The sequence below is a fragment of the Streptomyces sp. NPDC096013 genome, from assembly GCF_044763565.1.
Classification (GTDB): Bacteria; Actinomycetota; Actinomycetes; order Streptomycetales; family Streptomycetaceae; genus Streptomyces.
Genome location: NZ_JBIWGK010000020.1, coordinates 53,048 through 78,633 on the forward strand (window position 1 = coordinate 53,048; position 25,586 = coordinate 78,633).

Annotated in this window: 25 protein-coding genes and 2 pseudogenes; 13 read left to right on the top strand and 14 right to left on the bottom strand. The window is 67.4% G+C overall.

Annotated features, from left to right (window positions below; genetic code table 11):
• Positions 1-285: 285 nt before the first annotated feature.
• Together ACIRB1_RS40875 and ACIRB1_RS40880 are read left to right on the top strand one after the other, a co-directional pair.
• Complete coding sequence (locus ACIRB1_RS40875) at positions 286-855, top strand: carboxymuconolactone decarboxylase family protein (RefSeq protein ID WP_403469093.1); 570 nt, start codon at positions 286-288, stop codon at positions 853-855.
• The gene (locus ACIRB1_RS40880) at positions 848-1,654 is read left to right on the top strand and encodes a helix-turn-helix domain-containing protein (protein WP_403469094.1); all 807 of its coding nucleotides are present in this window, start codon (positions 848-850) and stop codon (positions 1,652-1,654) included. Before ACIRB1_RS40875 ends, ACIRB1_RS40880 begins: the two co-directional genes overlap by 8 nt.
• Positions 1,655-1,667: 13 nt before the next feature.
• On the opposite strand, the gene ACIRB1_RS40885 is transcribed toward ACIRB1_RS40880, so the two are convergent.
• A complete protein-coding gene (locus tag ACIRB1_RS40885) occupies positions 1,668-2,030 on the bottom strand; it encodes an STAS domain-containing protein (protein WP_403469095.1) in 363 nt (120 codons plus the stop codon).
• A 191-nt stretch (positions 2,031-2,221) separates the two neighbouring features.
• On the opposite strand from ACIRB1_RS40885, the gene ACIRB1_RS40890 reads away from it, so the two are divergent.
• Entirely contained in the window at positions 2,222-2,737 is a 516-nt protein-coding gene (locus tag ACIRB1_RS40890) for an ATP-binding protein (protein WP_403469096.1), read from the top strand.
• 40 nt (positions 2,738-2,777) lie between these two features.
• On the opposite strand, the gene ACIRB1_RS40895 is transcribed toward ACIRB1_RS40890, so the two are convergent.
• On the bottom strand, positions 2,778-3,107 hold the full coding sequence (locus ACIRB1_RS40895; protein ID WP_403469097.1) for an ANTAR domain-containing protein: 330 nt from the start codon (positions 3,105-3,107) through the stop codon (positions 2,778-2,780).
• 39 nt (positions 3,108-3,146) lie between these two features.
• Here ACIRB1_RS40895 and ACIRB1_RS40900 point away from each other — a divergent pair, with 39 nt between their 5' ends.
• Positions 3,147-3,563, top strand: a complete 417-nt coding sequence (locus tag ACIRB1_RS40900; protein WP_403469098.1) for a hypothetical protein — start codon at positions 3,147-3,149, stop codon at positions 3,561-3,563.
• Positions 3,564-3,576: 13 nt separating this feature from the next.
• The gene (locus tag ACIRB1_RS40905) at positions 3,577-5,307 is read left to right on the top strand and encodes a SpoIIE family protein phosphatase (protein ID WP_403469099.1); all 1,731 of its coding nucleotides are present in this window, start codon (positions 3,577-3,579) and stop codon (positions 5,305-5,307) included.
• 41 nt (positions 5,308-5,348) lie between these two features.
• Here the strand turns inward: ACIRB1_RS40905 and tnpB are convergent, their stop codons facing one another.
• Positions 5,349-6,830, bottom strand: coding sequence for an IS607 family element RNA-guided endonuclease TnpB (gene tnpB, locus ACIRB1_RS40910; protein ID WP_403469100.1), 1,482 nt, complete (start codon positions 6,828-6,830; stop codon positions 5,349-5,351).
• Entirely contained in the window at positions 6,827-7,411 is a 585-nt protein-coding gene (locus ACIRB1_RS40915) for an IS607 family transposase (RefSeq protein WP_403469101.1), read from the bottom strand. The genes tnpB and ACIRB1_RS40915 overlap by 4 nt, the downstream gene beginning before the upstream one ends.
• A 39-nt stretch (positions 7,412-7,450) precedes the next feature.
• Here ACIRB1_RS40915 and ACIRB1_RS40920 point away from each other — a divergent pair, with 39 nt between their 5' ends.
• Positions 7,451-7,786 carry an alpha/beta fold hydrolase gene (locus tag ACIRB1_RS40920; RefSeq protein WP_403469102.1) on the top strand — a complete coding sequence of 112 codons (336 nt, stop codon included), beginning with the start codon at positions 7,451-7,453 and terminating at the stop codon, positions 7,784-7,786.
• A 148-nt stretch (positions 7,787-7,934) separates the two neighbouring features.
• Here the strand turns inward: ACIRB1_RS40920 and ACIRB1_RS40925 are convergent, their stop codons facing one another.
• The 4 genes and pseudogenes from ACIRB1_RS40925 to ACIRB1_RS40940 form a co-directional block, all read right to left on the bottom strand.
• Positions 7,935-8,531, bottom strand: coding sequence for a substrate-binding domain-containing protein (locus ACIRB1_RS40925; RefSeq protein WP_403469103.1), 597 nt, complete (start codon positions 8,529-8,531; stop codon positions 7,935-7,937).
• A 50-nt stretch (positions 8,532-8,581) separates the two neighbouring features.
• Positions 8,582-10,004 (bottom strand): annotated as a pseudogene (locus ACIRB1_RS40930) (RICIN domain-containing protein).
• 113 nt (positions 10,005-10,117) lie between these two features.
• Positions 10,118-11,104: an IS481 family transposase gene (locus ACIRB1_RS40935; protein ID WP_403469104.1), complete on the bottom strand. Its 987-nt coding sequence runs from the start codon at positions 11,102-11,104 to the stop codon at positions 10,118-10,120.
• Entirely contained in the window at positions 11,101-12,579 is a 1,479-nt protein-coding gene (locus tag ACIRB1_RS40940; RefSeq protein ID WP_403469105.1) for an MFS transporter, read from the bottom strand. Before ACIRB1_RS40940 ends, ACIRB1_RS40935 begins: the two co-directional genes overlap by 4 nt.
• A 129-nt stretch (positions 12,580-12,708) precedes the next feature.
• Here ACIRB1_RS40940 and ACIRB1_RS40945 point away from each other — a divergent pair, with 129 nt between their 5' ends.
• Together ACIRB1_RS40945 and ACIRB1_RS40950 are read left to right on the top strand one after the other, a co-directional pair.
• Positions 12,709-13,599 carry a sigma-70 family RNA polymerase sigma factor gene (locus ACIRB1_RS40945; RefSeq protein ID WP_403469106.1) on the top strand — a complete coding sequence of 297 codons (891 nt, stop codon included), beginning with the start codon at positions 12,709-12,711 and terminating at the stop codon, positions 13,597-13,599.
• Between the two features lie 997 nt (positions 13,600-14,596).
• The gene (locus ACIRB1_RS40950; protein ID WP_403469107.1) at positions 14,597-15,355 is read left to right on the top strand and encodes a DUF4142 domain-containing protein; all 759 of its coding nucleotides are present in this window, start codon (positions 14,597-14,599) and stop codon (positions 15,353-15,355) included.
• Positions 15,356-15,666: 311 nt separating this feature from the next.
• On the opposite strand, the pseudogene ACIRB1_RS40955 reads toward ACIRB1_RS40950, so the two are convergent.
• Positions 15,667-15,777, bottom strand: a pseudogene (locus ACIRB1_RS40955) (IS5/IS1182 family transposase); the annotation flags it as partial.
• A gap of 86 nt (positions 15,778-15,863) precedes the next feature.
• Positions 15,864-16,034: a hypothetical protein gene (locus ACIRB1_RS40960; protein ID WP_403469108.1), complete on the bottom strand. Its 171-nt coding sequence runs from the start codon at positions 16,032-16,034 to the stop codon at positions 15,864-15,866.
• A 147-nt stretch (positions 16,035-16,181) separates the two neighbouring features.
• Here ACIRB1_RS40960 and ACIRB1_RS40965 point away from each other — a divergent pair, with 147 nt between their 5' ends.
• From ACIRB1_RS40965 to ACIRB1_RS40975, 3 genes are all read left to right on the top strand, one after another.
• Complete coding sequence (locus tag ACIRB1_RS40965; protein ID WP_403469109.1) at positions 16,182-16,451, top strand: hypothetical protein; 270 nt, start codon at positions 16,182-16,184, stop codon at positions 16,449-16,451.
• Positions 16,452-16,656: 205 nt separating this feature from the next.
• The gene (locus ACIRB1_RS40970; RefSeq protein WP_403469110.1) at positions 16,657-18,555 is read left to right on the top strand and encodes a hypothetical protein; all 1,899 of its coding nucleotides are present in this window, start codon (positions 16,657-16,659) and stop codon (positions 18,553-18,555) included.
• 853 nt (positions 18,556-19,408) lie between these two features.
• Positions 19,409-21,052 (top strand): beta-1,3-glucanase family protein, encoded by a 1,644-nt coding sequence (locus tag ACIRB1_RS40975; RefSeq protein ID WP_403469111.1) that lies wholly within the window; start codon positions 19,409-19,411, stop codon positions 21,050-21,052.
• Here the strand turns inward: ACIRB1_RS40975 and ACIRB1_RS40980 are convergent.
• The 3 genes from ACIRB1_RS40980 to ACIRB1_RS40990 form a co-directional block, all read right to left on the bottom strand.
• A complete protein-coding gene (locus ACIRB1_RS40980; protein ID WP_403469112.1) occupies positions 21,042-21,314 on the bottom strand; it encodes a hypothetical protein in 273 nt (90 codons plus the stop codon). The two genes, ACIRB1_RS40975 and ACIRB1_RS40980, sit on opposite strands and share 11 nt — an antisense overlap.
• A gap of 69 nt (positions 21,315-21,383) precedes the next feature.
• Entirely contained in the window at positions 21,384-21,923 is a 540-nt protein-coding gene (locus ACIRB1_RS40985) for a hypothetical protein (protein WP_403469113.1), read from the bottom strand.
• 112 nt (positions 21,924-22,035) lie between these two features.
• Positions 22,036-22,989 carry a Ppx/GppA phosphatase family protein gene (locus ACIRB1_RS40990; protein WP_403469114.1) on the bottom strand — a complete coding sequence of 318 codons (954 nt, stop codon included), beginning with the start codon at positions 22,987-22,989 and terminating at the stop codon, positions 22,036-22,038.
• A 444-nt stretch (positions 22,990-23,433) separates the two neighbouring features.
• On the opposite strand from ACIRB1_RS40990, the gene ACIRB1_RS40995 reads away from it, so the two are divergent.
• Entirely contained in the window at positions 23,434-23,808 is a 375-nt protein-coding gene (locus ACIRB1_RS40995; protein ID WP_352178909.1) for a hypothetical protein, read from the top strand.
• 207 nt (positions 23,809-24,015) lie between these two features.
• A complete protein-coding gene (locus ACIRB1_RS41000) occupies positions 24,016-24,375 on the top strand; it encodes a metalloregulator ArsR/SmtB family transcription factor (RefSeq protein ID WP_352178910.1) in 360 nt (119 codons plus the stop codon).
• Between the two features lie 87 nt (positions 24,376-24,462).
• Here the strand turns inward: ACIRB1_RS41000 and ACIRB1_RS41005 are convergent, their stop codons facing one another.
• Complete coding sequence (locus ACIRB1_RS41005; RefSeq protein ID WP_352178911.1) at positions 24,463-25,500, bottom strand: LacI family DNA-binding transcriptional regulator; 1,038 nt, start codon at positions 25,498-25,500, stop codon at positions 24,463-24,465.
• Between the last annotated feature and the right edge of the window lie 86 nt (positions 25,501-25,586).

The following is a 25,586-nucleotide window of genomic DNA, read 5'->3' on the forward strand; positions in this document are numbered from 1 at the left end:
CGTTCCACTGATCGACTGTCAGTGCCCGGCCCCACGATGACTGCAACGCGGAGACCCCAACCCATAACTGGAGGACCACATGCCCTTTGTCCGTCCGTACGTGCGCTCCGAGACCCGGCCAAGGGTCATCGAGGTGCTGGGTGAGTGCGGGTTCGGCGCAGAACACAACGCGCGATCAGCTGCCGACCTCGTCGCACTGCTGCGGTGACCACGCGCGAGCGGTATCACGCGCATTTACCTCCGAGGGAATTGGTTCCAAGTCCTGGCTGCCGCAGACTCCGGGACATGACCCGTTACCAGATTCACACCGCCGACACCGTGTCCGAAGCCGCGAAGGAGCCGCTGACGGTCTTGCAGGGGGCATTCGGGTTCGTTCCGGCCGCGGCCGGGCTCATGGCGAACTCGCCCGCGTTGTTGAGTACCTTCTTCTCCGCGTTCGGGCACTTCCGGGGTGAGGGAACGTTCGGCCCGGACGAACGGCAGGTCCTGCTGCTGTCCAACGCGGTCGCCAACGGCAGCGAATGGGCGGTCGCGTTCCACACGCTGGAAGCGCTCGCGGACGGGGTGGAACCGGCCGTGGTCGAGGCCCTGCGCCGCGGCGATCTTCCCACCGACTCGCGGATGGCGGCGCTGTCGGCGCTCACCCGCGCGTTCATCGACAAGCGGGGCCTGCTCGAGGAGGCGGACGTGGCCGCGTTCACAGCGGCCGGCTTCACCGAGGAACAACTATTCGAAGTGATCATCGGGGTGGCGATCTCCGCGATGACGAACTACACCGCGAACGTCGCCCGGCCGCCGCTGGAGGCGGCAGTGCAGCCGCACGCGTGGACTGCGGGATACTCCAGCGGTGTCTGAGGTCGGTCCGCTGCTGAAACACTGGAGGAGCGCCCGGCGGCTGAGCCAACTGGCTCTGGCCGCTGAGGCCGCGGTGTCGGTCCGCCATCTGTGTTTCCTCGAGACCGGCCGCGCGAACCCCAGCCGGGCCATGGTCCTGAAGCTCGCCGAGGTGCTCGACGTACCCCTGCGCGAACGCAACACCCTGCTGCTCAAGGCCGGGTTCGCGCCCCAATACCCGGAGTCCGAACTGGACGCGCCGTCGCTCGCCGCCGTCCGCGGCGCGCTCGACACCATCCTGATGCAGCAGGAGCCCTTCCCCGCCCTGGTGATGGACCGGAGCTGGGACATCCGGCACACGAACGCTGCCGCCCGCCGCTTCTTCGCTTTCCTCCAGGACGGGCAGGCGAAGACAGCGCCTGGACCGGCGAACGTGCTGCGCCGGATGTTCCACCCCGACGGCGTCCGTCGGCACGTGACGAACTGGCCGGACGTTGCCGAGGCGCTTATCCGGCGCGTGCGCCGGGAGGCGATCGGGGGTGTCACCGACGAGCGTGCCCAGCGGATCCTCGACGAGGTGCTGGACTACCCGGGGGTGCCGGCCTCGCTGCGGTCGCTCGATGCGGCCACGCCGGTGCTGCCGATCGTGCCGATCCGGTACGTGCAGGGTGGCCGGCGGTTCGACTTCTTCTCCACCGTGACGACGCTCGGGACACCGCAGGACGTGACGGTGCAGGAGTTGCGCATCGAGTGCTTCTTCCCGATGAACGACGAAACTCGGTTGCACGCACGTCAACTCGCCGAGGCAGCGCAGCTTTGACTCAGCGGCGCGGTCAGGCGGTGAGTGCCTCGCGCAGGGTGGTGTGGCAGGCGAGGACGGTGTGAAGGCCGACGAGTTTGATGACGAACATGACCGGGTCGGTGGTGCCGGCCAGGCGTAGCCATCCGCCGGCCGCGGTCAGGGCTTGGTAGGCGTTGATGAGGGTGTTGATGCCGGAGGAGTCCAGGAACGTCACGCCCCGCATGTCGAGCACGACGCGGGGTCCGGGCGCGGCCTGGACGTTGAGGGCCTGGTGCAGGGCGGGGGCGGTTTCGGCGTCGATCTCTCCGGCGAGGGTGATGACGCGGATGCCGTCGCTTGCGGTGGTGGTGACCGTCAACTGGCCGCGGGATGGGCCGTGTCCGCTGTTCGCCATGTCTCCTCTGGGCACGTCGGTGATACTGGCGCGGGAACGGTTCTTGCGTCCTCGTCAACGTCTGCCGGCACACATCGTACGGGTGATCAACGGCCTGCACGGCGGGTCGTCTCGTGTATAGGGCATCGGCTGTGCCCGCCGGGGTACCCGCCCGGCAGGAGGAGACGCGAACGGGAGGCGAAAGCTAGCAGATGACGGACGCGGAGCCCAGCGGTGCACCCCATCTGCCCCCTACGTCAGGCCAGGTCCCGCTTGAGCCGGCCGGGCCGGGCTGGCGGAGCACGGTGGCCCTGGAGGGCGACGGCACGGACATAGCCCGGGCCCGTCATCTGACCGCCGCGTTCCTGGAGCGCGTGCGCACCGAGCACCAGCTGCATGCCAGCCGGCGCTGTATCGACCTGGCCCAGCTGGTCGTCAGCGAACTGGTCACCAACGCCCGCAAATACGCCCCGGGCCCGATCCTGATGGACCTCCTCGTCGACGACGGGAGGCTGGTGGTGACGGTGTGGGATTCCGATCCGGTGCTGCCGCTGGCGCGGGCCGCGGATTCGGAGCGGGTGGGCCAGCATGGCCTGGAGATCGTGATGGCCGTCGCCCAGGACTTCCAGGCCTGCACGGAACCGGTCGGCAAACGCATTACCGTACGGATCCCGCTCGCCGACGGCTCCGCTGGCTGCGGCGGTGTCGCCACCGCCGCAGTGCGATAGCCCGCAGAACTCCTGCCGGCTGGACCGGGCCGGGACCGGTCTACGCAACGGGGGGTGTGGCGGTGGGGCGGTGGCGGGCGAGGGCGGCTTTGAGTTCCGTGTCCAGGTCTGCGGGCAGCTCGGCGCCCTGCCCGTGGGCGAGGATCTGTTCGGCGACGTGGTGGAGTTTGGTGTTGGTGTGCTGGGAGATCTCCCGCAGCACGGTGAAGCCGTCGGCCGGGGCGATGGGCCCCAGCACGCTCAGTACACCGATGGCCTGATCAACCACGGCGGGCGCGTCCAGTGCCTGCGACAGCTGCTCGTTCGCGGCCCGCAGCTGCTCCACCTCGGCACGCAGCTGTTGGGCCGCCACGGCGCCCACGACGTCCACGACGGAGCTCCCGCCCGTGCGGCTCTGCTCGGTCTGGTCGTGCGGCTCGGTGTCGAACTGAGCTGCCGCGGGCAGGCCGCCCGCCCCCTCACGCTGTCGTTCGCCGGCGGACCGAAGCGGGAGAAGACGCGACGCCTGAGCGAGCCGTCCGCGCACGCGGATGATCTGCGTCTGCTTGCCTACCAGGTGATGGACGCAGCGGGTCTGCAGCGGGGCCGGCTGACCGGGCTCGCGCTGCGCGGCGAGGATCTCGTTGACGCCGTCCTGGTCGCCGAACAGCTCACGGGCGGGTCACGTTGGGCCCGGCCGGTTGTCCCGTCAGGCCTCGGCCCAGCCGCGGAGGGTGTCGCTGGTGGCCTGCGCCGCCAGGATGTACTCGAAGCAGTCACAGCAGGAAGACGAGCCCGCGACGCGTACCGGAATCCGATCGGGGTACCCGATGCAATTCAGGCCTGAACAGAGGAGAGACATGGACGACGTCGCCGCTCCGGGCAGGGACGGTGGTCTCCTGCCCGGGCACCAGGCGTGTCCTGGCGCCCTGCTCGACGGAACGCTGCACAACCTGCGGGCGTCCGCCGTCGCGGTCGATGAGGATGGCCTCATCGTCGCGGTCAACAGCGCAGCCCTCAGCCTGCTGGGCAGGGACGCCTCCGAACTCGTCGGCCAGGACTTCCACGACCTGCTGCACCGGGACAGACACGGGCACCCGATGCCGCGCACACGTTGCCGGATAAGGAAGGCGCTCCTCACGGGAGACACCAGGCACGGCGACGCCGAGTGGTTCGCCCACGGCGACGGAACTCTCCTCCAGCTGTCCTGGCTGGTCACCCCCTACACACCCGGTTCGGTCGCAACAGGCGCATTGGCGCTGCTGTACGAGCCGCAGCCCGACGTGAGCCACAGCGACGGCGGACACTGCGCGCCACTGACGGAACTGGACCGCCTGGCCCTGCTGGCCGAGACCACCACGCAGCTCACCTCCACCCTGGACGTGGACGAGGCGCTGCACCGACTGGCGGCCCTGACCGTGCCCCGGCTCGCGGACTGGGCCGTGTTCGACGTGCTCACCGAACGGGACGAGGTGCGACGTGTCCTCGTGATGGAACACAAGGACGGCGTTCTCATCGAACGGGACGACCTGCAAGGCCCGATGCCCCCGGTGCCAGCGGAGTCACCGATGCCTCTGTCACGAGCTTTGCGCGGGGCCTCCTCCTCCCTCGCCGGCCCCGCCACCTACCAGGGCCCGCCCGATTCGGGCATCGCGGTCGAGCAGCAGCGCCTGTTCACCGCGACAGGTATGCATTCCGCCGTCATCGCCCCCATTCGCGGTCTGCGCGACGTTCTCGGCGCCCTGACCCTGGGCCGCGCCCAGCGTCACGACGCCTTCACCCCCGCTGACCTGCCGCTGCTGGAAGACCTCACCCGCCGGGCGGGCCTGGCGCTGGACAACGCGCGCCTGTACCAGCGTCAGCGCAAAGTCGCCGAAACCATGCAGCGCTACCTGCTGCCCCAACTGCCCGTCCTGCCGGGGCTGGAGATGACCGCACGGTACGTACCCGCTCCGGACGCCTCATCAGTGGGCGGTGACTGGTACGACGCCTTCGCTCTGGCCGGCCCTGCCCACGCCCTGGCCATCGGCGACGTCGTAGGACACGATCTCGACGCCGCAGCAGGTATGGCGCAGATCCGCAACATGCTGCGCGCCTTCGCCTGGTCCCACCCCGAAGCCGCGCCCAGCGCCGTCGTCACACAACTCGACGACGCAGTGATACACATAGCCGAGGCACCCATGGCCACCATGATCCTTGCCACGCTCACACGCGATGACGACGCACTGTGGCACCTGCGCTGGACGAACGCCGGCCACCCTCCACCCCTGCTCATCACTCATGACGGTCAGACCCGCTACCTCGACGAGGCTCACGGCATACTCCTGGGCACCGGCGCCAACAGAACTCGCTCGGACGCCGTCACCGTCCTGCCACCCCGAGCCACCCTTCTGCTCTACACCGACGGGCTGGTCGAATCCCCGCACCACTCCATCGATCATGGACTTGACCGGCTGAGCCGACACGCGGCCTCCCTTGCCCACCGCCCCCTCGACTCATTCTGTGACCAGCTGCTGGACCATGTCCGCCCCCACGACAACGATGACGACGTCGCCATGATCGCGCTGCGCACACCGTTGCCGAGGCCGTAGTCAGGTCTCAGCATTCCGGGCATTGCGGCCCGGAAGGTCCGTCACATCACCAGAGCGTGAGGGCTTCGGCTTGAGGACGGTCTCTCGTTTCTGTCTGCCGCTGGTGCGGCAGGGTTGCGCCACCTGCCCGCCCCGCCTCCGCCTTGCGGCGGGGGCGGGTGGCGCGGGTCTTGTGGTCGGCTCCACGAGGCTTCGACACCACCTCGGTGGTGTCCTGGCTCTCCGGCCACTCCGGTACCAGTTGCTGCGGGTGCGGCTGCGGCTGCGGCTGTCGCGAGGGCGGCGAGGTTGAGTGCGGCGTTGTCGTCCCGGTCGATGACCAGACCGCAGGCGTCGCATTCGTAGGTCCGGACGTGCAGCGGCAGCTTGGCTTTCACTGTGCCGCACCCGGAACAGGTCTTGGAGGAGGGGTACCAGCGGTCGGCGACCACAAGGCGGGTGGCGTGGCGCCGGCGGGTCTTGTAGTCGAGCCGGCGGCGGATCTCGCCGAATCCGGCGTCGGCGATCCTGCGCGCGAGGCGCCGGTTGCGGAGCATGCCGGCGACGTTGAGGTCTTCGACCACGACGGTGCCGTACTCGGCGGCCACGGCGGTGGTGAGCTTGTGCAGGGCGTCCTCGCGGAGGTTCGCCACCCGGTGGTGAACTTTGTTCCGCTGGGCGTTGGCCTTCTCCCACCGGCGGGACGGCTTCTGCCCGGTGCGCCGGTCGGGGCCCTGGCGCCGGGACACGGTTCGGGAGGCGCGGCGCAGCTGCTTGCGCGCGGCGTCGTAGTGGCCCGGGTTGGGGATCTGCCTGATCTCGCCGGTGCTGTCGGCCATGACCGCGAGGGTCTTCACCCCGAGGTCGATCCCGACAGCGACGTCGGGGCGCGCCACGTGTTCGAGGTCGCGCTTGACCTCGGCCTGGAAGGAGACGAACCAGCGTCCGCGTTCGTGCCGCACGGTCGCGGACAGGATCCGCGCGGTCCCGGCCTGGATGCGGTCGAGGAACTTCACCGTGGGTTCGTGGCTGCGGATCGTGCCGAGGCGGGGCAGCGTGACATGCCGGCCGTCGGCGTCCACGCGGATCGTGCCGGTCGTGAACCGGCAGGCGAGACGCGCCTTCCGCTTCGACTTGAAACGCGGCGCGCCCGTCTTCCGGCCACGCCGCTTGCCCTGCTTGGACTTCGTGTAGTTGTCGAACGCGGCGGTGGCGTTCGCCAGGCCGGTGGAGTACGCCTCTTTGGAGTTGTCCTGCCACCAGGCGGCGAACCTGGGGTCGGTGTGCTTGCCTTCGTTGAACGCCTTCCGCAGCGCGGGCAGCGACCACGGCCGCCACCGCGTCAGCTGCTCCTCGGCGATGCCGTACGACGCTTCGGCCTTGCGCTGCCACCACGACGCGGTCACCCAGCCGACAGCCCAGTTGTAGGCGGCACGGGCGGCGCCGCAGTGCGAACGCAGCGCGGCCTCCTGGGCGGCGTTCGGGTCCAGAGCGAACCGGAACGCCTGCACCACAAAACCGGGCTGCGGCTGGAACTTCTTCACTCGCCAGCCTCGCCAGCCTCGCCGGTCGCCACGGCCACAGCGCGGGCGGCCCGGTTCTTCGCCGCCCGCCGCCCGTACAAGCGGGCGCACATCGACGTCAGCACCTCGGTGATGTCGCGCACCAGGTCATCGGCGGTCTCGGTGGGATCGAGGACAACCAGGCGCCGCCCGGACGCCGACAGCACGGCTTCGAGATGCTCGACGCCGAACCGGGCCAGCCGGTCACGATGCTCGACCACGATCACCGTCGCCTGCGGGTCGGACAGCACGCGGTGCAGTGTGCGGCGCCTGCCGTCCAGCCCCGACCCGACCTCGGTCACGACCTCCGCAACCGGCAGGCCCAGACCCGTGGCCGCCTGCACCACGCGGGCCACCTGACGGTCAAGATCCGGCTTCTGGTCCGCCGACGAGACCCGGCAGTACACCACCACCCGGCCGGACGTCTCCGAAGCGGGCTCGTCGACCAGCCATGTACCGGACGGCGTCTGGCGCACGGGGACCGGCATACGGCCCTCCTTCGCCCACGTCCACGCGGTCTGGTAGTGCACGCCGTTGCGCGACGCCCACTCGGAAAGCTTCACACGATCAAAATAACAGATCAGAAAAGCTGAGATTCACTGATGAATTACGCAACAGTTGAAAGCCCCGGCACCTTCAGCCCGGAGGGCCTTGCCGCGTACGCCGAGGCATACACCGGCCGCGAGCGACTGCGGGGCGGCTTCGAGCACTACCGCACGCTGCTGGAAGACGGCCGCGAGAACCGTGCCCTGCTCGCCGAGCGGAAGCTGTCCATGCCCATTCTGGCCGTCGGCACCGCCCACAGCGGCACCGCCACCGCAAAAGCTCTGAGCCCGCACGCAGACAGCGTTCAGAGCGCCGTCGCGCCGACCGGGCACTTTGTCCAGGAGGAAGACCCTGACTGGTTCACCAGGACCATCAGTGCCTTCATCGCCTGACCTTGCCTTCACGCCTGCCAGTTCCCACTCCACCGGTCACGGACCTCATCCGATGGGGAATCGTGAATTTCACTCGACCGAGGGCGAATGTTCCTGGTGTCGTGGGTGCCGCCCCGGCGTTCGAAGAGGGTCTGAAACGCCTTGCGGCTCAGGCGCTGGAGGACTCTGGTAAGGGCTGAGCTGGTGGGCAGGCCTCGGCGACCCCGTCCTCCAGGCCGAGAGTGCGCAGCGCGCGGACGGCTCCGATGATGATCAGGTTTTGCCTGGTGAACAGTTCCGTGGGCGGGTCCGGAAGCGACAGGACCTGCTCGGTCGCGGCGATGGCGGCGACTTCGCTGGGCCCCGGGTGGTGGACGAGTTCGTTGGCGTACTCGATGTGCGCGAGTCCCAGGGCGTGCCGGCAACCGTCGAAGCGCTGGGGGGCGGTGGAGACCGTCGTCCGGTCGCCGAGATAGGCGATGCGGCGGTGGTCGATCTTGAGCATGTGGTTGACGGCGGTGACGCCGGCCTGGCGGTGGTCGGAGAAGATGCTGTCCGTGTCGAGCAGGCTGGGCTCGCGGTCGACGAGGATCAGGCGGGCGCCCGAACGCTGCTCGCTGACCAGGTAAGTGTGGTCATGGCCGGCCGGGACGATCTGAAGCCTCGCCGTGCACTCCTGTAGTGCGGTGGGGGCGAGGACATCGTCGCTCATGGTCTCGGCGAAGTGCTCGATGTCCTTGATGTAGAGGCTGCAGAACTGACGCACCAGCAGCAGAAGTCACGCATCTGCCAAAGACCAACTACAGGCGCAGGACATCAGTCGCCCGACGGGTGGATGATCTGCCACTCCTGGTCGTCGGTGTTGGAGCAGTAGAACAGGGTGAGGTTGGTGTCGTTGCCGCCGGTGCTGTAACCGGCCACGTCCAGGCAGAGGTTGTCGCTGGCAAGGTTGCGGATCCAGTAGGCGCCACTGGGCTGTTTGTCGATCCACCAGAGCTGGTTGTCTGCCTTCGTCCCGTCGCACGTGTATTCGGTGATCGGCGAGGACAGCTTGGCCGAACCGCGGTCGGGCAGGTCCATGCAGAGCTGGTCCTTGACGTTGCGGATCTGGAAGAGCGCGGCCGAGCCGGGGCCGTCCTTCTGGTAGCGCACCTCCAGGTTCCACAGTTGGTTGTCGCTGGTGGTCTCGTTGCAGGTGTACTCCCGCACCGGGCCGTTGCTTGTCCCGGCGTCGTAGCCGGGAAGGTCCGCGCACTTCTTCGTCGTCGTGTTGCGCAGCAGGATGTCCGAGGCCGGTACGACCGGTTTCGCAGTCTTCTTCGGCTGGGGGGCCGCCTTGTCGTGACCACCGCCGCCCGACTGGGTGTCCGCAGGGGTGGGGGCGTCGTTCTCCGGTTTCTGCGTGACAGCCGGCTGCGTGGGTGGCGGGGCGGCGGCCAGCGAGGGGCTGGGGGCGATGCTGCTTACGCCCGCTTCCTGGACCTGTTCCTGGGCGCGGCTTGTGACCGGGGGTTTGTAGTTGAACCAGATCAGGGCGAAGGTGATGGCGAGGGCCATCAGGGTGCCGAAGAGGGTGGCCAGCCAACGGGGCAGGAAACCGCGCTGGATGTAGGTGCCGTCGACCGGCTCCGGCTTCGCCCGAGCGCTGCACGGTCAGCCGGTACGGCCGCTGCTCCTTCGACCCGAACCAGATGATCTTCCGGGGTCTGAGGGTGGCGTCGACGAAGGCGGCCCGGCCCGGTTCGATCTGCACGTTGCTCGGGCGGATGTCGTACGACAGGTGGTCGCCGTTGTCGCTGCCGCCGACGGAGGCAGTCAGCTTGGTGTTGCCGAGGTTGTCGATGGCGAGCTTGGGGCGACCCCGGAAACGGCCCTTGACCGTCGGCGGGACCAGTTCCGCGCGCAGTTCAGTGAAGGGGGTGATGGTGAGGGTGCCCTCGGGGACGGTGACGGCCTCCGGATGCTCGGTGGGCGTGATCCGGATGGCGTAGGGGTTGGGCCCGGCCGTCGCGTCGGGCGTTCGCGGCGGGGCGAAGGTCAGCTCGACGGTGCCTGTCGTACCAGGGTAGAGCCGGAGCGTCTGAGGCTCGACGGTCGTCCACGGGGCGATAGGTCCGACCGGTTCGAAGCGGTACTCGTCGACGACGTCGCCGGTGTTACGCAGCCGCAGTCGGACGCGTGCGCTGCCGCCCGGATCGACGGTTGCGGAGGCGGGTTCCAGGGAGGTCCACAGGCTCACGCACGGATGCTAGTAAGGCGGTCCAGGGCTGGTCAGGGATCTTTCGGGCACGAGTCCCGAGCGGAAGAGGCACAGGTCGTTCCCTTACGGGCAAAGGTGTGTCAATTCAACGGCTAGTTGTACTGACCCGGGAGGTTGATCAAGCGGGTGATGGGTGGCTTGTTCCCGATGGCGGTGTGTGGCCGGTGATGGTTGTAGGTGTGGAGCCAGGCGGAGAGGGCGGCCCTGCGTTCGGCTTCTGAGACGTAGCAGCGGGCGTATCCCCACCCGTCAGCGAGGGTGCGGTGGAATCTCTCGATCTTCCCGTTGGTCTGCGGGCGGCGGGGTCGCGTGCGTGAATGCTTGATCCGAAGTTCGGCGCAGGTGTCGCGCCAGAGGTGTGACACGTAGGCGGCGCCATTGTCGGAAAGCACCCGCTCGACGGTGACGCCTCGGTCGGCGAACCAAATCACGGATCGGCGAAGTACAGTGACGGCCGTGGCCGCGGTCTCGTCGTCGTGTATCTCTGCGTAGGCGACACGGGAGTGGTCGTCGATGACGGAATGAACGAATGCGTAGCCCATCTTTGGGTTGTGGTGCCGATTCTTCGGTTTCCCTTTTGTCCGCGCGCGGTTGCGTATGCCTTGCGCGCGACCGACGAATCGCCATCCGCCTCCGTCGGGAATGTTGCCGAGCTTCTTGACGTCGACGTGGATCATCGCCCCTGGGCGAGGGTGTTCGTAGCTGCGTACGGGGTCGCCCGTAGCACGATCGAGGTAGCTCAGACGGCTGATGTGGCAGCGCCGAAGCACCCGGTGCTCGGTCGATGGCGCGACCCCGGTCAAGGCAGCGAGCTGGACAGGGCCGATGCGCTTGCGCAGGCGCAGCGAGACGATTCGTTTCGTCGTTGCTGCTGGCGTCTTCGCAGGGCTGGTGTGTGGTCGGGAGGATCGGTCGGTCGGGGGCTGCCCGGCTGCGTATCGGCTTGCCCATCGCTTGACGGTTGGCCATGAGCATTGGAATCGGGCGGCGACTTCGCGGATCGGGACTCCCTGGTCGACGACCAGTTGGGCGACCTTGAGCCGCGCTCGTGGGGTCAGGGCGGCGTTGGCGTGACTCACAGGCTCAGCTCCTTTACCTGGGCTGCCTCAGGACATGCTGTCGGCTGCTTGAACGCGTGCAGTGACAGCCACACGGCGAAAAGGAGGCTCGCGACACAGATTCCGAGTGCGACGTGGTAGCCAGTTTCGAATGCGCGACGGGCCGTGCCCTGCAACTGAGCGGGGATTGCATGGAGGTTTCCGGTGGCGATGGTGCCGGGGGCGGAGTGCGCGTGCCCGTATCGCGATGCGACCCAGGTGTGGTGGGTCACCCCCGCGCCGATGGCGCCGACGAGAGCAAGGCCTACGGCGGTGCCGAGCTGGCGTGAAGAGTTCAGTACCGCCGAGGCGGCACCCGCTACGGGCGCGGAGACGTCGCGCATGGCCGCGTGGGTGATCCCAGGAACCAGCAGTCCGAAACCGACTCCGGCGACCAGGTATCCGATACCTGCCACGGCGAATGGGGTGGTTGGCGTCAAGGTGCTCAGTGCCGCCACACCGAGCGCTCCGGCCGTGCAGCCAGTGGTCACGATGGCACGTGGCGTGAAGCGTTGGCTGAGTTTGCCGGCCATCTGCGCGGCCACGAGGAAGGGGGCGTTCATCAGCAGCCACGACAGGCCGGTGTGAAGTGCGGACCAGCCGAGGAGGTTCTGGAACATCAAGGTGACGTAGTAGAGCGTGCCGCTGAAGGCCAGATAGCTGGTGAAGTAGATGAAGCAGGCACCGATGAACGCCGAGTTGCTGCGCACCGCTTTCGGTACCAGGGGATCGGTGGCGCGGCGTTGCCACTGCACGAACGCAATGAGAATGAGCCCGCCACCGATAAGCGGCAACAGGGTTCGGGACGGATTCCAGGGCACGTCCGTCGCGGTGATCAGCCCGAAAGTCACTGAGGCCAGGCCCACCGACGCGAGCACGACACCCGGCACGTCAAGCGGCCGTGACTCGGATGTCGTAGCGGCCCGCGGGACGGTCAGCAGGATCAAGGTACCCGTGACGACAATGATCGGGAGATTGACCCAGAAGATCGTTGACCAGCCGAAGGCCGACAGCAGCAGGCCGCCGACGATCGGGCCCGCGCCGAAGCCGATGCCGCCGATCGCTGCCCACCAGCCGATCGCGTGACCGCGCTGTTCCGGCGGGTGGGTATCGGTCAGTACGGCGAGGGTGAGCGCCAAGATGTCGGCGCCGCCAACTCCCTGACCGATCCGCGCGCCCACAAGCGTCGCGGGGCTTGACGCCAGCGCTGCTCCGGCAGAGCAGAGGCCGAAGACGACCAGACCGGCCAGCAAGACCGGCCGGTGGCCAAGCCGATCACCGAGCGCACCCATCAACGGGATCAGTGCGGCAAGCCCGAGTGCGTAGCCGCTGATGATCCACTCCAACGAGCCTGGCGCCACCTGCAGCTCATGCTGAATCGTCGGGAGGGCGACATTGACGATCGTGACGTCGAGCTGGATCACGAAGCCGGCCAGACACAGCGCCAGCAGCGCCATCCGGCGTCGTCGTCGGGGATCTAGGGTTGGCGCTGATTGGTTCGGGGTCATCACATCGTGCTCCTGTCACGTTCTCGCCCGTGGGCGTGTCACAGGCACTGACACCCCGCAACACGAGGACGTGACTGGATGGACTCTGCTGAACAGCTCAGCCGACACTTCGAAGAGAGCCGTCAACGGCTGACCGCACTGGCCTACCGGATCCTCGGCAACAGCGCGGACGCAGAAGACGCCGTCCAAGATGCCTGGGTTCGCCTCAGCCGCCCCGGCGCAACAGACGTCGCCGCCGTCACCAACCTTGAGGGATGGATGACGACCGTCGTCTCACGCACTTGTCTCAACAAACTCAGAGCACGAACCGCGCGGCCCGAGAATCCAGCGGACGCAGCCGGGCCCGAACTCCACGTGCGCCCCGATCAGGCACTGAGCCCAGAAGAGCAGGCTCTTCTCGCCGAGCAGGTCAGCCTGGCGCTCCACATCGTTCTACAAAGCCTGACACCACCCGAGCGCCTCACGTTCGTGCTGCACGACTCCTTCGGAATGCCGTTCAACGAGATCGCCAACGTCCTCGGCAAGTCGACCGAAGCTACCCGCAAACTCGCCAGCCGAGCGCGTCAACGAGTACACGCCGTAGATCCCGCCGAGATCGAGACCAACCCCGCCAGTCAACGCAGCGTGGTCAACGCCTTCTTCGCAGCATCCCGCAACGGTGACATCGACGCGCTTCTCACTCTGCTGCACCCCGAGATCACCTTCCACGCCGACGGCGGAGCTACCCGGCCCGCCGCGTCCGCCACGATCCGCGGCCCAGAGAACGTGACACAACGCGCAGCGGCATTCGCCATCCCGGACGCCACGTTCCAGCCCATCACGCTCAACGGCAGCGCAGCCGTTATCGTCCGCAGCAACCGCCAACCCATCTCGATCATGGCCTTCGTGATCGCACACGGCCGAATCGCCCAGATCTACTCACTGCTCGACCGACCACGTATCGAGCAACTGATCAACGGCATCGGGTAGGCCCACCAGCCCAGCGACAACGGAACTGCCCAGAGCCCTCCTCGCTGAGCCACTCAACCAATGTCCCGGGTCAGTACAGCTAGTCGAGCCGTTGCTGCCAGATCCGGGTCCGAAGCTGGTGGGGGCCGGCCAAGGGCGCCGGACTGCGAGGCGCTGCGCGGGATCCTGATCGTGCGGCACACCGGCATCCAACGGACGTACATGCCCAGGAGCTAGGCTCCCCTTCCGGCACGACGTGCTGGCGCCGTCTGGCCGCATGCAATGAGGTCGGCGCACGGGACGAGTAGCACCTGGTGCTGCGGACGAAGCTGAAGCCGCGAAAAGCTGGACCGGTCGCGGGTGGTTATCGTCTCCTCTCATGCGCAGGCTGCCGCAGGGCCCGAAAGCGGTCCCGGCCCGGCCGACCGTGCATGTCCGGGCACCAAGCGACCACGTCCTGACCGACTGCTGAGGCATCCCCCCTCGCGGTGTCACTGACCGGATGAAGCCGCAACGATGCCACCCAGTTGCCCCGTGCTCGACGAGGTCCCGGCCGTGGCCGGTGTGAACGGTCGGCCCCCACAGCGGCCGACGCGCGCCAGGCGGACCGCTGCTACGACCACGACACTTATCGGCACCTGCTCCGGGCCCACGGCATTCGTCGGGAACGACGCGACGACATCCATGAAGGTTTTCTCGGCCTCGTCGTCTGCCTCGTCACCCGACGGCACGTGCAGCGCCTTCGTTAGACCTTTGAAGGAAGTTGTCTGCCGCCCTTGGTAGAGCGGGTCAAAGCGGACTGCCGAGCGTATCGCCGTTCGCGGTGCCGGGGTAGCTCGGCAACTGAATCTGGGCACCAGGCGCGGGACGACAGGGCGCGGCGCCAACTTCAGCCAGAATCCGCCAATTCTTTACCGAAGCCGTCGAGTCGCTTGCGTGCAGCGTGCGTACCGCTGATTACACCCGTCGTTGGACGGATCTACGACTTGCAGGAGGTATGGTGCGGTTCTCTTGGAGTATGACGGGAGCTTTCATTATCGGCGGCGCCGTGAGTCTCACGGTCGCGGCCCTCGTCTACCCGGGCGCTGCGGGTGTCAGTGCTGCTCCCGCCTCGCACGACAGCATCATTGCCCAGACGCCATGGGGTCCTCTGACCGAGTCGGACCGGGACTTTGTTGTGAAGGTCCGTGCGGCCGGGCTATGGGAATACCCTGTCGGCCAGCTCGGCCTACAGAAAGGCGCAACAGAGGCTGTTGTGACCGCGAGTCGGCACCTCATCGACGGGCATGCCGCACTGGACACCACCTGCCGGAAGATAGCACCGATGTTGAACATCATGCTACCCAATTCCGCGAGCCCTCAGCAGCAAGGCTTTGTTTCCACGCTGACGCAAGATACTCGCGAACAGTTTGATTCTGACTTTGCCAACATTCTGCGAATGACGCACGGATCGATCTTCAACACGGTGGCGAAAATCCGCTCTACCACGAAAAATACACTCGTTCGCGCCTTGGCCGACCAGGCCAACGACACCGTACTTGATCACATTGCGGTGATGGAAAGAACGGGCCTGGTTAACTTCGACCAGACCCTGTCGCGGCAGACCACTCCGCCTGATCTCCCTTCGTACGACCTCACCCCACCACCTCCGTCCCTTGGGCAGTCGACCGTGGTCCTCACTCCGCCGCCGACCGCCACTGCCACTCCGGCTGACATCGATGCAATCATCGGAGTCGGGGCTGGGGCAGCTCCCAGTTCGAACTCGCCGAGTAGCTAGAGCCTGCAACAGCGTCGTGACCGGCTTTTGTTGAGGTATTCACAACCGATAGATGCAGGTGAGGGCGACGTGCAAGCCGGGTCTGTCCTTGATTCCCTCAACGGCTATGGCTACGGCTACGCCTACGGCAACCCCGCCAATGTCTCCGACCTCGTGCGTATTGGCAATTGGTGGGGGCGCCCCCACCGTGAACAAGTCCGTCGTCAAGGGTGCCCGGCCTATCTTGCGGAAGCTTGTCCTTGAACAAGACTTCAGCAACGACTGAGATGCGAGGAACTACTCCGACTGCAACCTGAAACCAAGACGGCATTTCAGTTGCTGAGTCGACGATGACATATAAGCGTCGGAGTCATGTCGGTGAAGGCGAGGAAAGGTTCGGGTTTGCGCTCGTGGCGGTGGGGGAGCCGGCGGTAGTCGGACAGTCAGGGCGCGGAGGTGCTGCGGCCGGTGACGGCAGGGCGGCTCGGCGGCGCCAGTTCACGCCTCCCGCGGAGCGGAACATGGCCACTCAGGTGAGTGGCTGTTCGGTGAGGTTCCTGAGCGTCAATGCGCCGGGAACCTGGATGAGGCGTCCGCCTTCGTCGATCCTGCCGAGTTCCACCGCCGACAGGCCGAGCGTGCGGGTGAGTTCGGCGATCTGGGAGCTGGCCTCCCCGGAGTTGCTGGAGACGAAGACCAAGGTGGCCAGGATCCCGGGAACGGTACGGCCGCACCAGCCGGTTCTGCACCGATCCGGTGACGCCGCATCCGGGAGCACCTCCGCACCCGAAACCAGGACATACAACCTCGAAGTGCTACAGCGCGACACCTGACGAGAGGACACACCATGATCGTGAGGAAGCTGCACGAGGCCGGGGTCCAGAGTGAGCACGCCTACCTCGCGGCGTTCGGCTCCATCGGCTTGTCGCTCGCCTCCTGGCTGGCATCCAACAAGCAGGAGAACCTGGAGCGGGCCGACCGGTGGGGCATCTTCGTGGGGGAGTGGGCGCCGACCTTCTTCGCCCTCGGACTGGCTTTGGCCAACTACGAAAAGAGTGGCCTCTCCCTCGACACCCTCTACACGAGCGGAGACACCCGTGGCCCCGTGACCGCGTGAGGAGAGCCCGCTGAGCCGGTGGCCACCGAACAGCGTGGGACACACGCTCCACACCGTTCGGTGGCGTCGTGTTCGCTCCCAGGGCAAGAGCGTGACGCGTGACGCCGTAACAGATCTGTCAGCCGAGTACCGTGCCGACCTTGCGCCCCCCGGGGCTCATCGGCGTCGGCACGGTCAGTTCGTAAGGGGAAGCAGTCTCCAGGAGTTGTCAGAGGCGGATTGTAGGGTCCCGCGTATGACTTCGATCACCGGCGGCGGAAGCCCGGACGAACGCGTGACGACCTACGCCGACATGCTCGCAAAGGCGAAGCCGGTTCAGGCTCGCAAGGCGGTGCGAGAGTTGGTGCAGGTCACTGACGACGGCGCCGCGCTGCAGCTGGCGGCACGTTTCGCGCCGGTCGCGGACCTCGCCGTGGAGACGCTGGTGCGGCTGTGGCCGACGGCCGGCGACCCGGACGGCTTCGCCGCGGCGCTTCTGGCGCCGGCCTTTCGTCGGGAGGGTCGTACGGAGCTGACGTTGAAGCGCGTCACTTCGCTGTCGGGTCTGCGGCACCTCACCATGCTGCGCGCGCTGACGTTGGATCGCTGCAAGGAGATAACCGACCTCGCGGAGCTCAGCGCGCTCACCGAGTTGCGTCACCTCGACCTGAACGGCTGTGCGGGAGTCGAGGACCTCAGCCCGCTCAGCGGCCTCACCCAGCTGACGTGGCTGAGCCTGCACCGCTGCCGACCGGTGTCCGATGTCAAGCCGCTGCTGTCCCTGAACCGCCTGCGCCACCTCGACCTGAGCATGACCCGGGTCGCCTCGGTGACCGATTCCGCAGCCGCTTTCCCCCTTCTTGAGTACTTGAACCTGCGCGGCTGTCGGTCCTTCAGGTCACCGGCGCAGCTGTCGGGCCTCACTCGCCTCACCCACCTGGATCTCGGTTGGACGGCCGTCCGTGACCTGAGCGGCCTGACGAATGTGCCCGCGCTGGCCGTTCTGCGCCTCGTCAGCTGCAAGCAGCTTCGTGACCTGACCGGCATCACTGCGGCGGGGAACCTCTCCGAACTGGTCATCGAGGATTGCCCCCGGTTCGGGTCCGTTCGCGGTTTGGGCCACCACCCCCGTCTGACGAGGCTGGAGATCACGGGCTGTCCGGATCTCTCCGACCTGCGCGGACTTTCCACGCTGACGCATGTGACGGAGTTGCGGATCGTAGGAAGCGAACGACTGGCCTCTCTCGCGGGAGTGGGGGCTCTGCCCTCCCTCGAAAAGGTCACCTTCGAGAACTGCCCCACGCTTGTGGACTTCGCGCACCTGGCCGACCTCACTACCGCGTTCCAGCTTCATCTGGACGAACTGGGCCTGATCCGGGACCTCACCCCGTTCGCGTCCCTCCGCGGTCTCCGTGGACTCAGCCTCGACAAATGCCAAGGTCTGTTGGACCTCACCGGCCTCGACTCCCATCAGGCGCTGGAGGAACTGTCCGTCAGCCGTACGGACAGCCTTTGCGGCCCCGGTGACCTGGGCGATCTGCCGGCCCTGCGTGAACTGGCCTTCAATAGCCTTCCCTCGCTGACCGACCTCGGCCGACTCGACGGCCTGACCACGCTCACCAAAGTGGGTGTGTGGGACTGCCCTGCGCTCACGGACATCAGCGGACTGGCCGCCACCCCGGTCGTCGATCTGACACTCGAAAGGGTCACGAGCCTCGACTCGCTCGGCATCCTGGAAAGCTGCTCCGAACTGCGCTCACTGAGCGTGGAACGGGCCCCGCAGCTGACCGAACTCCCCGCTCTTCGCTTCCTGACCCGGCTCTACCTCTCCCGCCTGTCCTGGAGGGACCTTTCGCCCCTGGCCGGCCTGACGTCGCTCCAGTCCCTGCGCATGGGTTACATGGACGAAGTGACGGACATCAGCACGCTGGCCGACCTGCCCGACCTCTCCGAACTCCTCTTCGGAGGCCACCACTCCCTCACCGAGCTCGGGCCCCTGCTCGACATGAAGTCGTTGCGACGTCTCAACAAGTCACTTCAGATGAACGGACAGATACTGCAAGGCAGACGCGATCCCGTCCTGGCCGAACTCGCGGCACGCGGGGTTGCGATCGACCAGCGGTGACCGTCACCGACACCGGCAACTGCTGACGAGCTGACGCTCGGAGGGAGCAGCTTCCCGGTGTATGCGCGGGCGGTCGATCGGGTGGCGCACCACGGGAGAGTGGTGGCCTGTCGCCTTGGCGAGCAAGTCGGAGAGAGTCCTTGTGGTCTTGGAAGCACGGGTGCGAACGCAGGGGATACGCGGTATCACCAACACCGGTCGCAGCGCCACCGCAGACCTGCGGCACCCGCTCGACCTGCTCAACCTCGACCACACCGCTGTGCCCGGGCCACCCATCGCCGACGGACTCCGCACGCTGGTGGAGCAGACACGCCGGGACTCGCCCTGCCGCTGTCAACCGGCGAGCCCGCTCTTCTCGTGGCTCCACTGCACGCGGCCTTCCCCAGGTGATGATCCCCGAAGTCGAGACCTCGCCCTGCGCCCATCGCGGAGCAGTGCTCTCGCTGCCTGCCTGCCTGGCGCCCGCCTGCGCACGGGAGGCGAGGCGCAGGCTGACGATTACCAACCGGACCGCCCCTACCGGGCAACTCGCCCTCACCCTGCCCGGCTTCGGGCGCTGAGTTCACTCATCCGCACGCTGCTGTCGGGCTCGGGCGCAGCGATCGATGTCGTAGGAGACCTCAACTCCCCCTTCCCAGAGGGGCTTCTACGCCACGACGTTTCGTGGCCGCGTGAGTGGCTGTTCGCGTCGGCTTCCTGAAATCGGGCGTGGCTCGGGCGGATTCCAGGCCTCCAGAACCCTTGACCGTATTGGTCCAGTCCAATAGCGTCACCCCCGCACAGAACCTCACACGACCCAACACCCCCACAACCGTCGCGCCGCTGACGGACGGTCAAGTCCCTGGGAGGACCTGTGGTTTCCCGACGCTCCCTGCTGACCGCGGCCGGTGCCGCCACCGCCGCGGCTGTGCTCAGCCCGTTCTCGCCTGCCGCCGCGGCGGCGGTCTCCCTCCCCGTGAAACTGGCCAACAACTCGGGCCACGACAACGTCTACGCCTACATCTCCGGCTCCGACAGCAGCGGCTGGCCTGTCTTCGTCTCGGCGAACGGCGCCCTGAACAGGCTGCCGAACCCGTCGTCTCCCGTGACTCCCATCGCCGACTACTCCATCCCGCTCGGCGCCTCCGGTTCGGTGGGGACCACGGTCAACCTGAACGACTACGTCATAGGCGGCCGGGTCTGGTTCTCGGTCGGCCAGAAGCTCCAGTTCTTCGTCAACCCGGGCTCCGTACCGGGCCTGGTGCAGCCCGCCCTGGTCAGCTCGGACCCCAACTGGGCCACCAACTGGACGTTCTGCGAGTTCACCTTCAACAGCGCCAACCTCTACGCCAACATCTCCTACGTCGACATGGTCGCGCTGCCTGTCTCGATGGCCAGCACCGGGAGCGGGGGCAGCCAGTCGGTCAGCCCGCTGCCCTCCGGAGCCCTCGCCTCCATCGCCTCCGGCCTCCAGGCCCAGCATGCCTCCGACGGAGCCCCCTGGGACAGGCTGGTGGTCACCGACTCCTCGGGCGCCGTCCTGCGCGTCATGGCTCCCTCGCACTCGCCGGTCGACTTCGGAGGCTACTGGGACGACTACCTCAACCGGGTCTGGAGCCACTACGCCTCCACCGCGTTGACCGTCAACGGACAGGGCAGCATCGGCTCCTACACCGGAACCGTCTCCGGCGGCGCCATCGTCTTCTCCGGCCTCAACACCAACGGCGTACCGTTCACCAAGCCGAGCGCGGTCGACATCTTCGGCTGCGCGTCCGGCCCGCTCTACAACTCCGGCTCGGACGCCCGCGGCGCGATCGCCGCGCGGCTCGCCGCCGCGCTCAACCGAAGCTCACTGCTGGTCTCCGGCGGGAACAACCAGCCGGACGGCGTGACACCGTCCCAGTACTACCAGGACGCGATCACCAACCACTACGCACGACTCGTCCACAAGTACGCCAGCGTCGGCTACGCATTCCCCTACGACGACGTCGGCGCCACCGGCTCCGCCCCCGTGGACGGGCACATCCAGGACGGTGCGCCCACCTCGTGGACCGTCACCCTGGGAGCCGGTTCCGGCAGCGGACCGGGGGGTCCGGGCTCAGGCACCGTCAGCGCGTACGGCACCATTCAGGCCGAGTCCTACTCGGCGCAGAGCGGGACCACCACGGAGAGCTGCTCCGACACCGGCGGCGGCAGCGACGTGGGGTACATCTCGAACGGCGACTGGCTCAAGTTCTCGTCCGTGGACTTCGGTTCGGCCTCACCCGGCCAGTTCAAGGCCCGGCTGGCGTCGGGCGCGGCCTCCGGGATCAGCGGCGCCATCCAGGTACGTCTGGACAGCACCGGCGGCACGAAGATCGCCGAGATCGACTTCGGCAACAACGGCGGCTGGCAGAGCTGGCAGACGGTGCCCGCGAACGTCGTCGCTTCCGCCACCGGCGTCCACGACGTCTACCTGGTCTTCGCGGGCAGCACCTCCGACTTCACCAACATCAACTGGTTCACCTTCACCAGCTGATCCCGGGCCTCCCGGCGTACCGAGATCGCGGGCGAAGTGCAATGCGCGGCTGTGCAGTTCCACGGTCGGCGGTGTGGAACTGCACATGGCCGTTGCCGAGGTCCCAGTCCAGCAGCGCCTTGTCGGCAGCGAAGAGCGTGAAGAAGTCATCCCTGCTCTTGTCCGACGCCAGCTTCCGGTGCTGGTCCTCCAGGATGCGGTCGAGTATCTGGGACCAGTCCCCATGGGTCTCAGGAGCCGTTCTGCGAGGGTGCCGCGCCATGGCTCGGCACCCTCTCGGTTCGAGCGGATCAGAGTTGCTGTCCTGCCCAGCAGTTGTCGTCTACAGGGTTCATCCGTTGCTGTGGCAGTTGAGCTGTGCGTCGATCTGCGCGGCGGTTTTGGGACCGTCGTCGGTCCAGTACTGTCCGGCTTTCAGTTTCGCCGCGGATATCGTGCGCAGCGTGAAGACGCCGTCGCGGCCCTCGCCTGACGGATCCAGGTACCCGACCGCGAGGTTGCGGGGGATGGTGGATGGGGCCGCTTCCGGGGCGTGGTGCTCGAATCCGTCACCGGACCAGAGTGTGGCGACGCCTTTCCTGGCTGATGGTGTCGTGGGGTTGGAGGCCCACCACAGGACGTCCGGATTCGCGCTGGTGTCGTCGTCGAAGTCCGTTACCTCTACGCGCCGGATGACGTCAGTGGGGCAGACGGGGAATTTGACGATGATCGTCTGTCCTTCGACGCGTGCGCCCACGACGGGGGGCACGGGGTCCGACATGCTGTAGGCGCCGTACACGAATGTGCCGACGGCTGTGAGGACGGCCAGTACGAATACTGAGCCTCCCACCACGGCGGGCCACACGGGTCTTTGCCGGGGTTGCTTCAGCATGGATAGTCGGCATCCTTCCAATTGGCGCGACGCTCCCACCTGGGATGGCGCACAGCACTGGTCGCCGGCTGTCGCTTCCTCTCTCGCATGCGGAAGTCGGCGGCCGCGCCGTTCAGCCGGCGTGGCGGGAGCGCCCGGATGCGTTGTGGGGCGGTGCGCCGAGGTGTTCCAGCAGGAGGCCCTCGCGGGTGGACCAGGGGCAGATCTCGACGGTCTTCACCCCGCAGGCCTCCATGAGGGTCTGTGCGATCAGGGCTCCGGCCAGGGACTGCTCGGCCCGGTGGCGCGAGATGCCCGGCAGCTTGCCGCGGCGGGACGGCTTCGCCTCGGCCAGCAGGGCGACCGATGTGCGCAGGTGCGGCAGGGCCAGCTTCCGCCCCGCTCGGGGCGCCTTGCCCCGCGCGGCGGCGAGCCGGGCGAGCTGTTCGAAGGTCTTGGAGCAGGCCAGCACCCGCATGCCCGGTTCGGCGAGCGGCAGGCCGGGAACGGCCTCCAGGGACCGGCGCAGGTGCTCGCGGATCTCGGTCAGCCGGTGCGGGGGCGGTGTGGTGTTGCCGGGCAGCCAGTCCCGGGTGATCCTGCGCGCGCCCAGCGGCAGCGAGTGCACCGTGCGCGGTTGGTCTCCGGTGCCGGAGGCGATTTCCAGGGTGCCGCCGCCGATGTCCAGTACGAGCAGTGGGCCGGACTCCTCCGCCCACTGACGGGCGGCCACGTAGGCCAGCCGCGCCTCCTCCTCGCCGGTCAGCACGCGTAGTCGGGTGCCTGTGGTGCGCGCCACGCTCGCGATGATCGCGTCACGGTTGGGGGCGTCCCGGATGACGGACGTGGCGAACGCGAAGACCTCCGGTCCGCGCGGACGCGGGTTCGCGGCGACTGCCTCGGCCACCGCCTGCTCGATACTCTTCACGCCGGCCCGGTCCAGCCGTCCTTTGCTGTCGAGGGTCTCCTGCAGTCTCAACCGCACCTTTCGGGAGAAGACGGGCTCGAGGATCGAGTCCGGGCGCCGCCGCACGATCGTCAGCAGAGCACTGTGGCACCCGACATCGAGCACGCTCGCCTGCCGCACTCCGTGCCTCCTTTGCTCTCGCGTTCGATCCGACCGGTTGCTTCTCCTCTGTCCTCCGACAGCCCGCACAACGGCGTGCGAGTTTCCGGCTCAAAGGGTGATTGTATCTTCACTGCTTGTGCACCCTCCGAGGTGCCCGCGGAACAGCGATGCGACGGTGTGGCTCCGCGTCGGCGGAGAGAGGTGCGCATCGGAGTCGGTCCGCGCTTCCGGGCCTCGCCATGAGCGGCGGGCTGACTGCGCCGGTGCGGTGTCAACTTGCGTACCAGGATCGGCAGTTCCTGTGATTCAACAGGTCTTATGGCGTCGTTGTCCGATCGTCCTGGGCCAGTCTCAAAGAGAGTCTCCGTGGGGGAGCGTCGCGTGCCTACGGTCCGGACGTCGAGGTGGGTCGGCAGCACGGGCCCGCCGCAGTCAACGGAACGCAACGCAAGGGGAGGCATCGTGGCGAGTGTCGAAGTGTCGCTGAAGGAGATGATGGCCGGCATCGAGGGGGCGCTGGGGGCAGCGGTCGTCGACTACACCAGCGGCATGGCGCTGGGCACGTTGGGCGGCGACAAGAGTCTCGACCTGACGGTCGCGGCGGCCGGCAACACGGATGTGATCCGGGCCAAGGTGCGCACCATGGAGCAGCTGGGCCTCAAGGGCCAGATCGAGGACATCCTGATCACGCTGGACAGCCAGTATCACCTCATCCGGCTGGTCACCGGTCGTGACGGCAACGGCCTGTTCCTGTACCTCGTACTCGACAAGGCCCGCTCGAACCTGGCCATGGCCCGGCACCAACTCAAACGCGTCGAGGGGGCGATCGAGATCTAGCCCGTGATCGCGTGCGGGAACCACGTCTGCCCCTGATGTGAAGACTTCTTCAACTTGCGATATCTGCATGGTCACAAGGTGTGGTCGTGCAGGCACCGAGACGTGAAGGATCGGCTTTCGAGGGCGGCCTGCGATGTGGCGGCACTCTCGGGTGCCGCCGCATTCCGGCGGCCGCAGTCCGAACAATCCGGCAAGGAGCGAGCATCCATGCAGGTCCCCCTCTATCAGGTCAAGGCAGAGTTCTTCCGCATGCTCGGCCATCCCGTGCGCATCAGGGTCCTGGAACTCCTCCAGCATGGTCCGGTGTCCGTACGGGATTTGCTCGCCGACATCGAGATCGAGCCCTCCAGCCTGTCGCAGCAACTGGCCGTCCTACGACGCTCCGGGATCGTCGTGTCCACCCGGGAGGGCTCCACCGTCCGTTACGAACTCGCCGGCGGAGACGTTGCCGACCTCCTGCGCGCCGCACGACGTATCCTCACCGAACTCCTCACCGGCCAGAACCAGATCCTCGCCGAACTCCAGCAGGCGGACGCCCCTCCGCAGCCGCTGCCCACCCCTCGGTGACCTCCGGGGCGAGGACGGTATGGGTGGGCTGGGCTGTTCGACACCTGGACGCCTCCGACCGGTTCGTCAACTCTGCCCGTAGGCAACTCACTTGAGTGGCCCACGCGCCGAAACCTGTTCGCGGGGCGGCGCTGTCGAGGCCCGAATCACGAGATCGGTGGCGAGTTCGATGTGGTGGGACTCGACCTTCTCTCCGTTGGCCAGTTGGAGGGCGATGCGGAGGGCCGCACCGCCCATCTCGCGTAGCGGCTGGCGCACAGTGGTCAGCGGCGGTGATGCCATCTGGGCGAGGCTCGTGTCGTCGAAGCCGACCACGCTCAGGTCTTCGGGGATGCGCAGGCCTCGGACACGGGCGGTCTCGAGGACACCTAGGGCGATCTCATCGTTGCCCGCGAAGATCGCGGTCGGTGGCTCTTCCAGGCCCAGGAGCTCCATGGCGCCGAGCAACCCGGACTCGTACGTGAACTCCCCGGGCCGCACATAGGTGTTGGGTACGTGCACTCCTTCCGCCTCCATGGCGGCGCGGAAGCCGTGCGTGCGTGCCTGGTTGCATACGGCCATCGCCGGTCCGCCGAGGTAGGCGACGCGGCGGTGGCCCAGGGAAAGCAGGTGCCGGGTCGCGGCCAGGCCACCGGCGAAGTTGGTCGCCCCGACGCTGTTGACCCGGCTGTCCGGCAGGTGGAGTGGGTCCAGCACGACCAACGGCAGCCCGGCGCGGGCCAGTTCGTTCAGGTGCCCCGCGGTGTACACGCTGGTGACCGCGATGACGGCGCGGCGCCCGGCTGAGACGAGGTCCCGGGCCCAGTGCGGGGCACGGGACGCCTTGCTGACCACCACCGAAGCCCCCAGTTCCGCGGCTGAGTCGATGATGCCTTCCAGGGTCTCGGCCACGTACGACTTGAGTCCGCCGTGGAACTGGACCTCGATGGTGGGGATTTCGACGGCCTCGGTGTGACGGAACACCGGCGCGAGGTAGTCGTGCTGATGCAGCAACTCCTGGACTCGGGTGCGGGTGTGCGGTGCCACGTCACCGCGGCCGTTGACCACTTTGGACACGGTCGCGACGGAAACCCCGGCCGCTTGGGCGATGTCCGCCAAGGTGGTGCGCCTGGAGTTCGGTCGCATCGGTTCCTCCCAGCTGTTCGTACCAGTGTGGTGAGCCGCCGGTCGGACCGGCAACGCGGGTGGAACCGGTCAACCGTACGGCAGTT

Excerpts from the sequence above, each read along its gene's own strand:
- ACIRB1_RS41000 (WP_352178910.1), top strand. The coding sequence starts at position 24,016 with ATGCAGGTCCCCCTCTATCAGGTCAAGGCAGAGTTCTTCCGCATGCTC.
- ACIRB1_RS40950 (WP_403469107.1), top strand. The coding sequence starts at position 14,597 with ATGACGGGAGCTTTCATTATCGGCGGCGCCGTGAGTCTCACGGTCGCG.
- ACIRB1_RS40920 (WP_403469102.1), top strand. The coding sequence starts at position 7,451 with ATGAATTACGCAACAGTTGAAAGCCCCGGCACCTTCAGCCCGGAGGGC.
- ACIRB1_RS40890 (WP_403469096.1), top strand. The coding sequence starts at position 2,222 with ATGACGGACGCGGAGCCCAGCGGTGCACCCCATCTGCCCCCTACGTCA.
- ACIRB1_RS40905 (WP_403469099.1), top strand. The coding sequence starts at position 3,577 with ATGGACGACGTCGCCGCTCCGGGCAGGGACGGTGGTCTCCTGCCCGGG.
- ACIRB1_RS40945 (WP_403469106.1), top strand. The coding sequence starts at position 12,709 with ATGGACTCTGCTGAACAGCTCAGCCGACACTTCGAAGAGAGCCGTCAA.
- ACIRB1_RS40985 (WP_403469113.1), bottom strand. The coding sequence starts at position 21,923 with ATGCTGAAGCAACCCCGGCAAAGACCCGTGTGGCCCGCCGTGGTGGGA.
- ACIRB1_RS40980 (WP_403469112.1), bottom strand. The coding sequence starts at position 21,314 with ATGGCGCGGCACCCTCGCAGAACGGCTCCTGAGACCCATGGGGACTGG.
- ACIRB1_RS41005 (WP_352178911.1), bottom strand. The coding sequence starts at position 25,500 with ATGCGACCGAACTCCAGGCGCACCACCTTGGCGGACATCGCCCAAGCG.
- ACIRB1_RS40875 (WP_403469093.1), top strand. The coding sequence starts at position 286 with ATGACCCGTTACCAGATTCACACCGCCGACACCGTGTCCGAAGCCGCG.
- ACIRB1_RS40885 (WP_403469095.1), bottom strand. The coding sequence starts at position 2,030 with ATGGCGAACAGCGGACACGGCCCATCCCGCGGCCAGTTGACGGTCACC.
- ACIRB1_RS40940 (WP_403469105.1), bottom strand. The coding sequence starts at position 12,579 with ATGGCGCTGCTGGCGCTGTGTCTGGCCGGCTTCGTGATCCAGCTCGAC.
- ACIRB1_RS40965 (WP_403469109.1), top strand. The coding sequence starts at position 16,182 with ATGATCGTGAGGAAGCTGCACGAGGCCGGGGTCCAGAGTGAGCACGCC.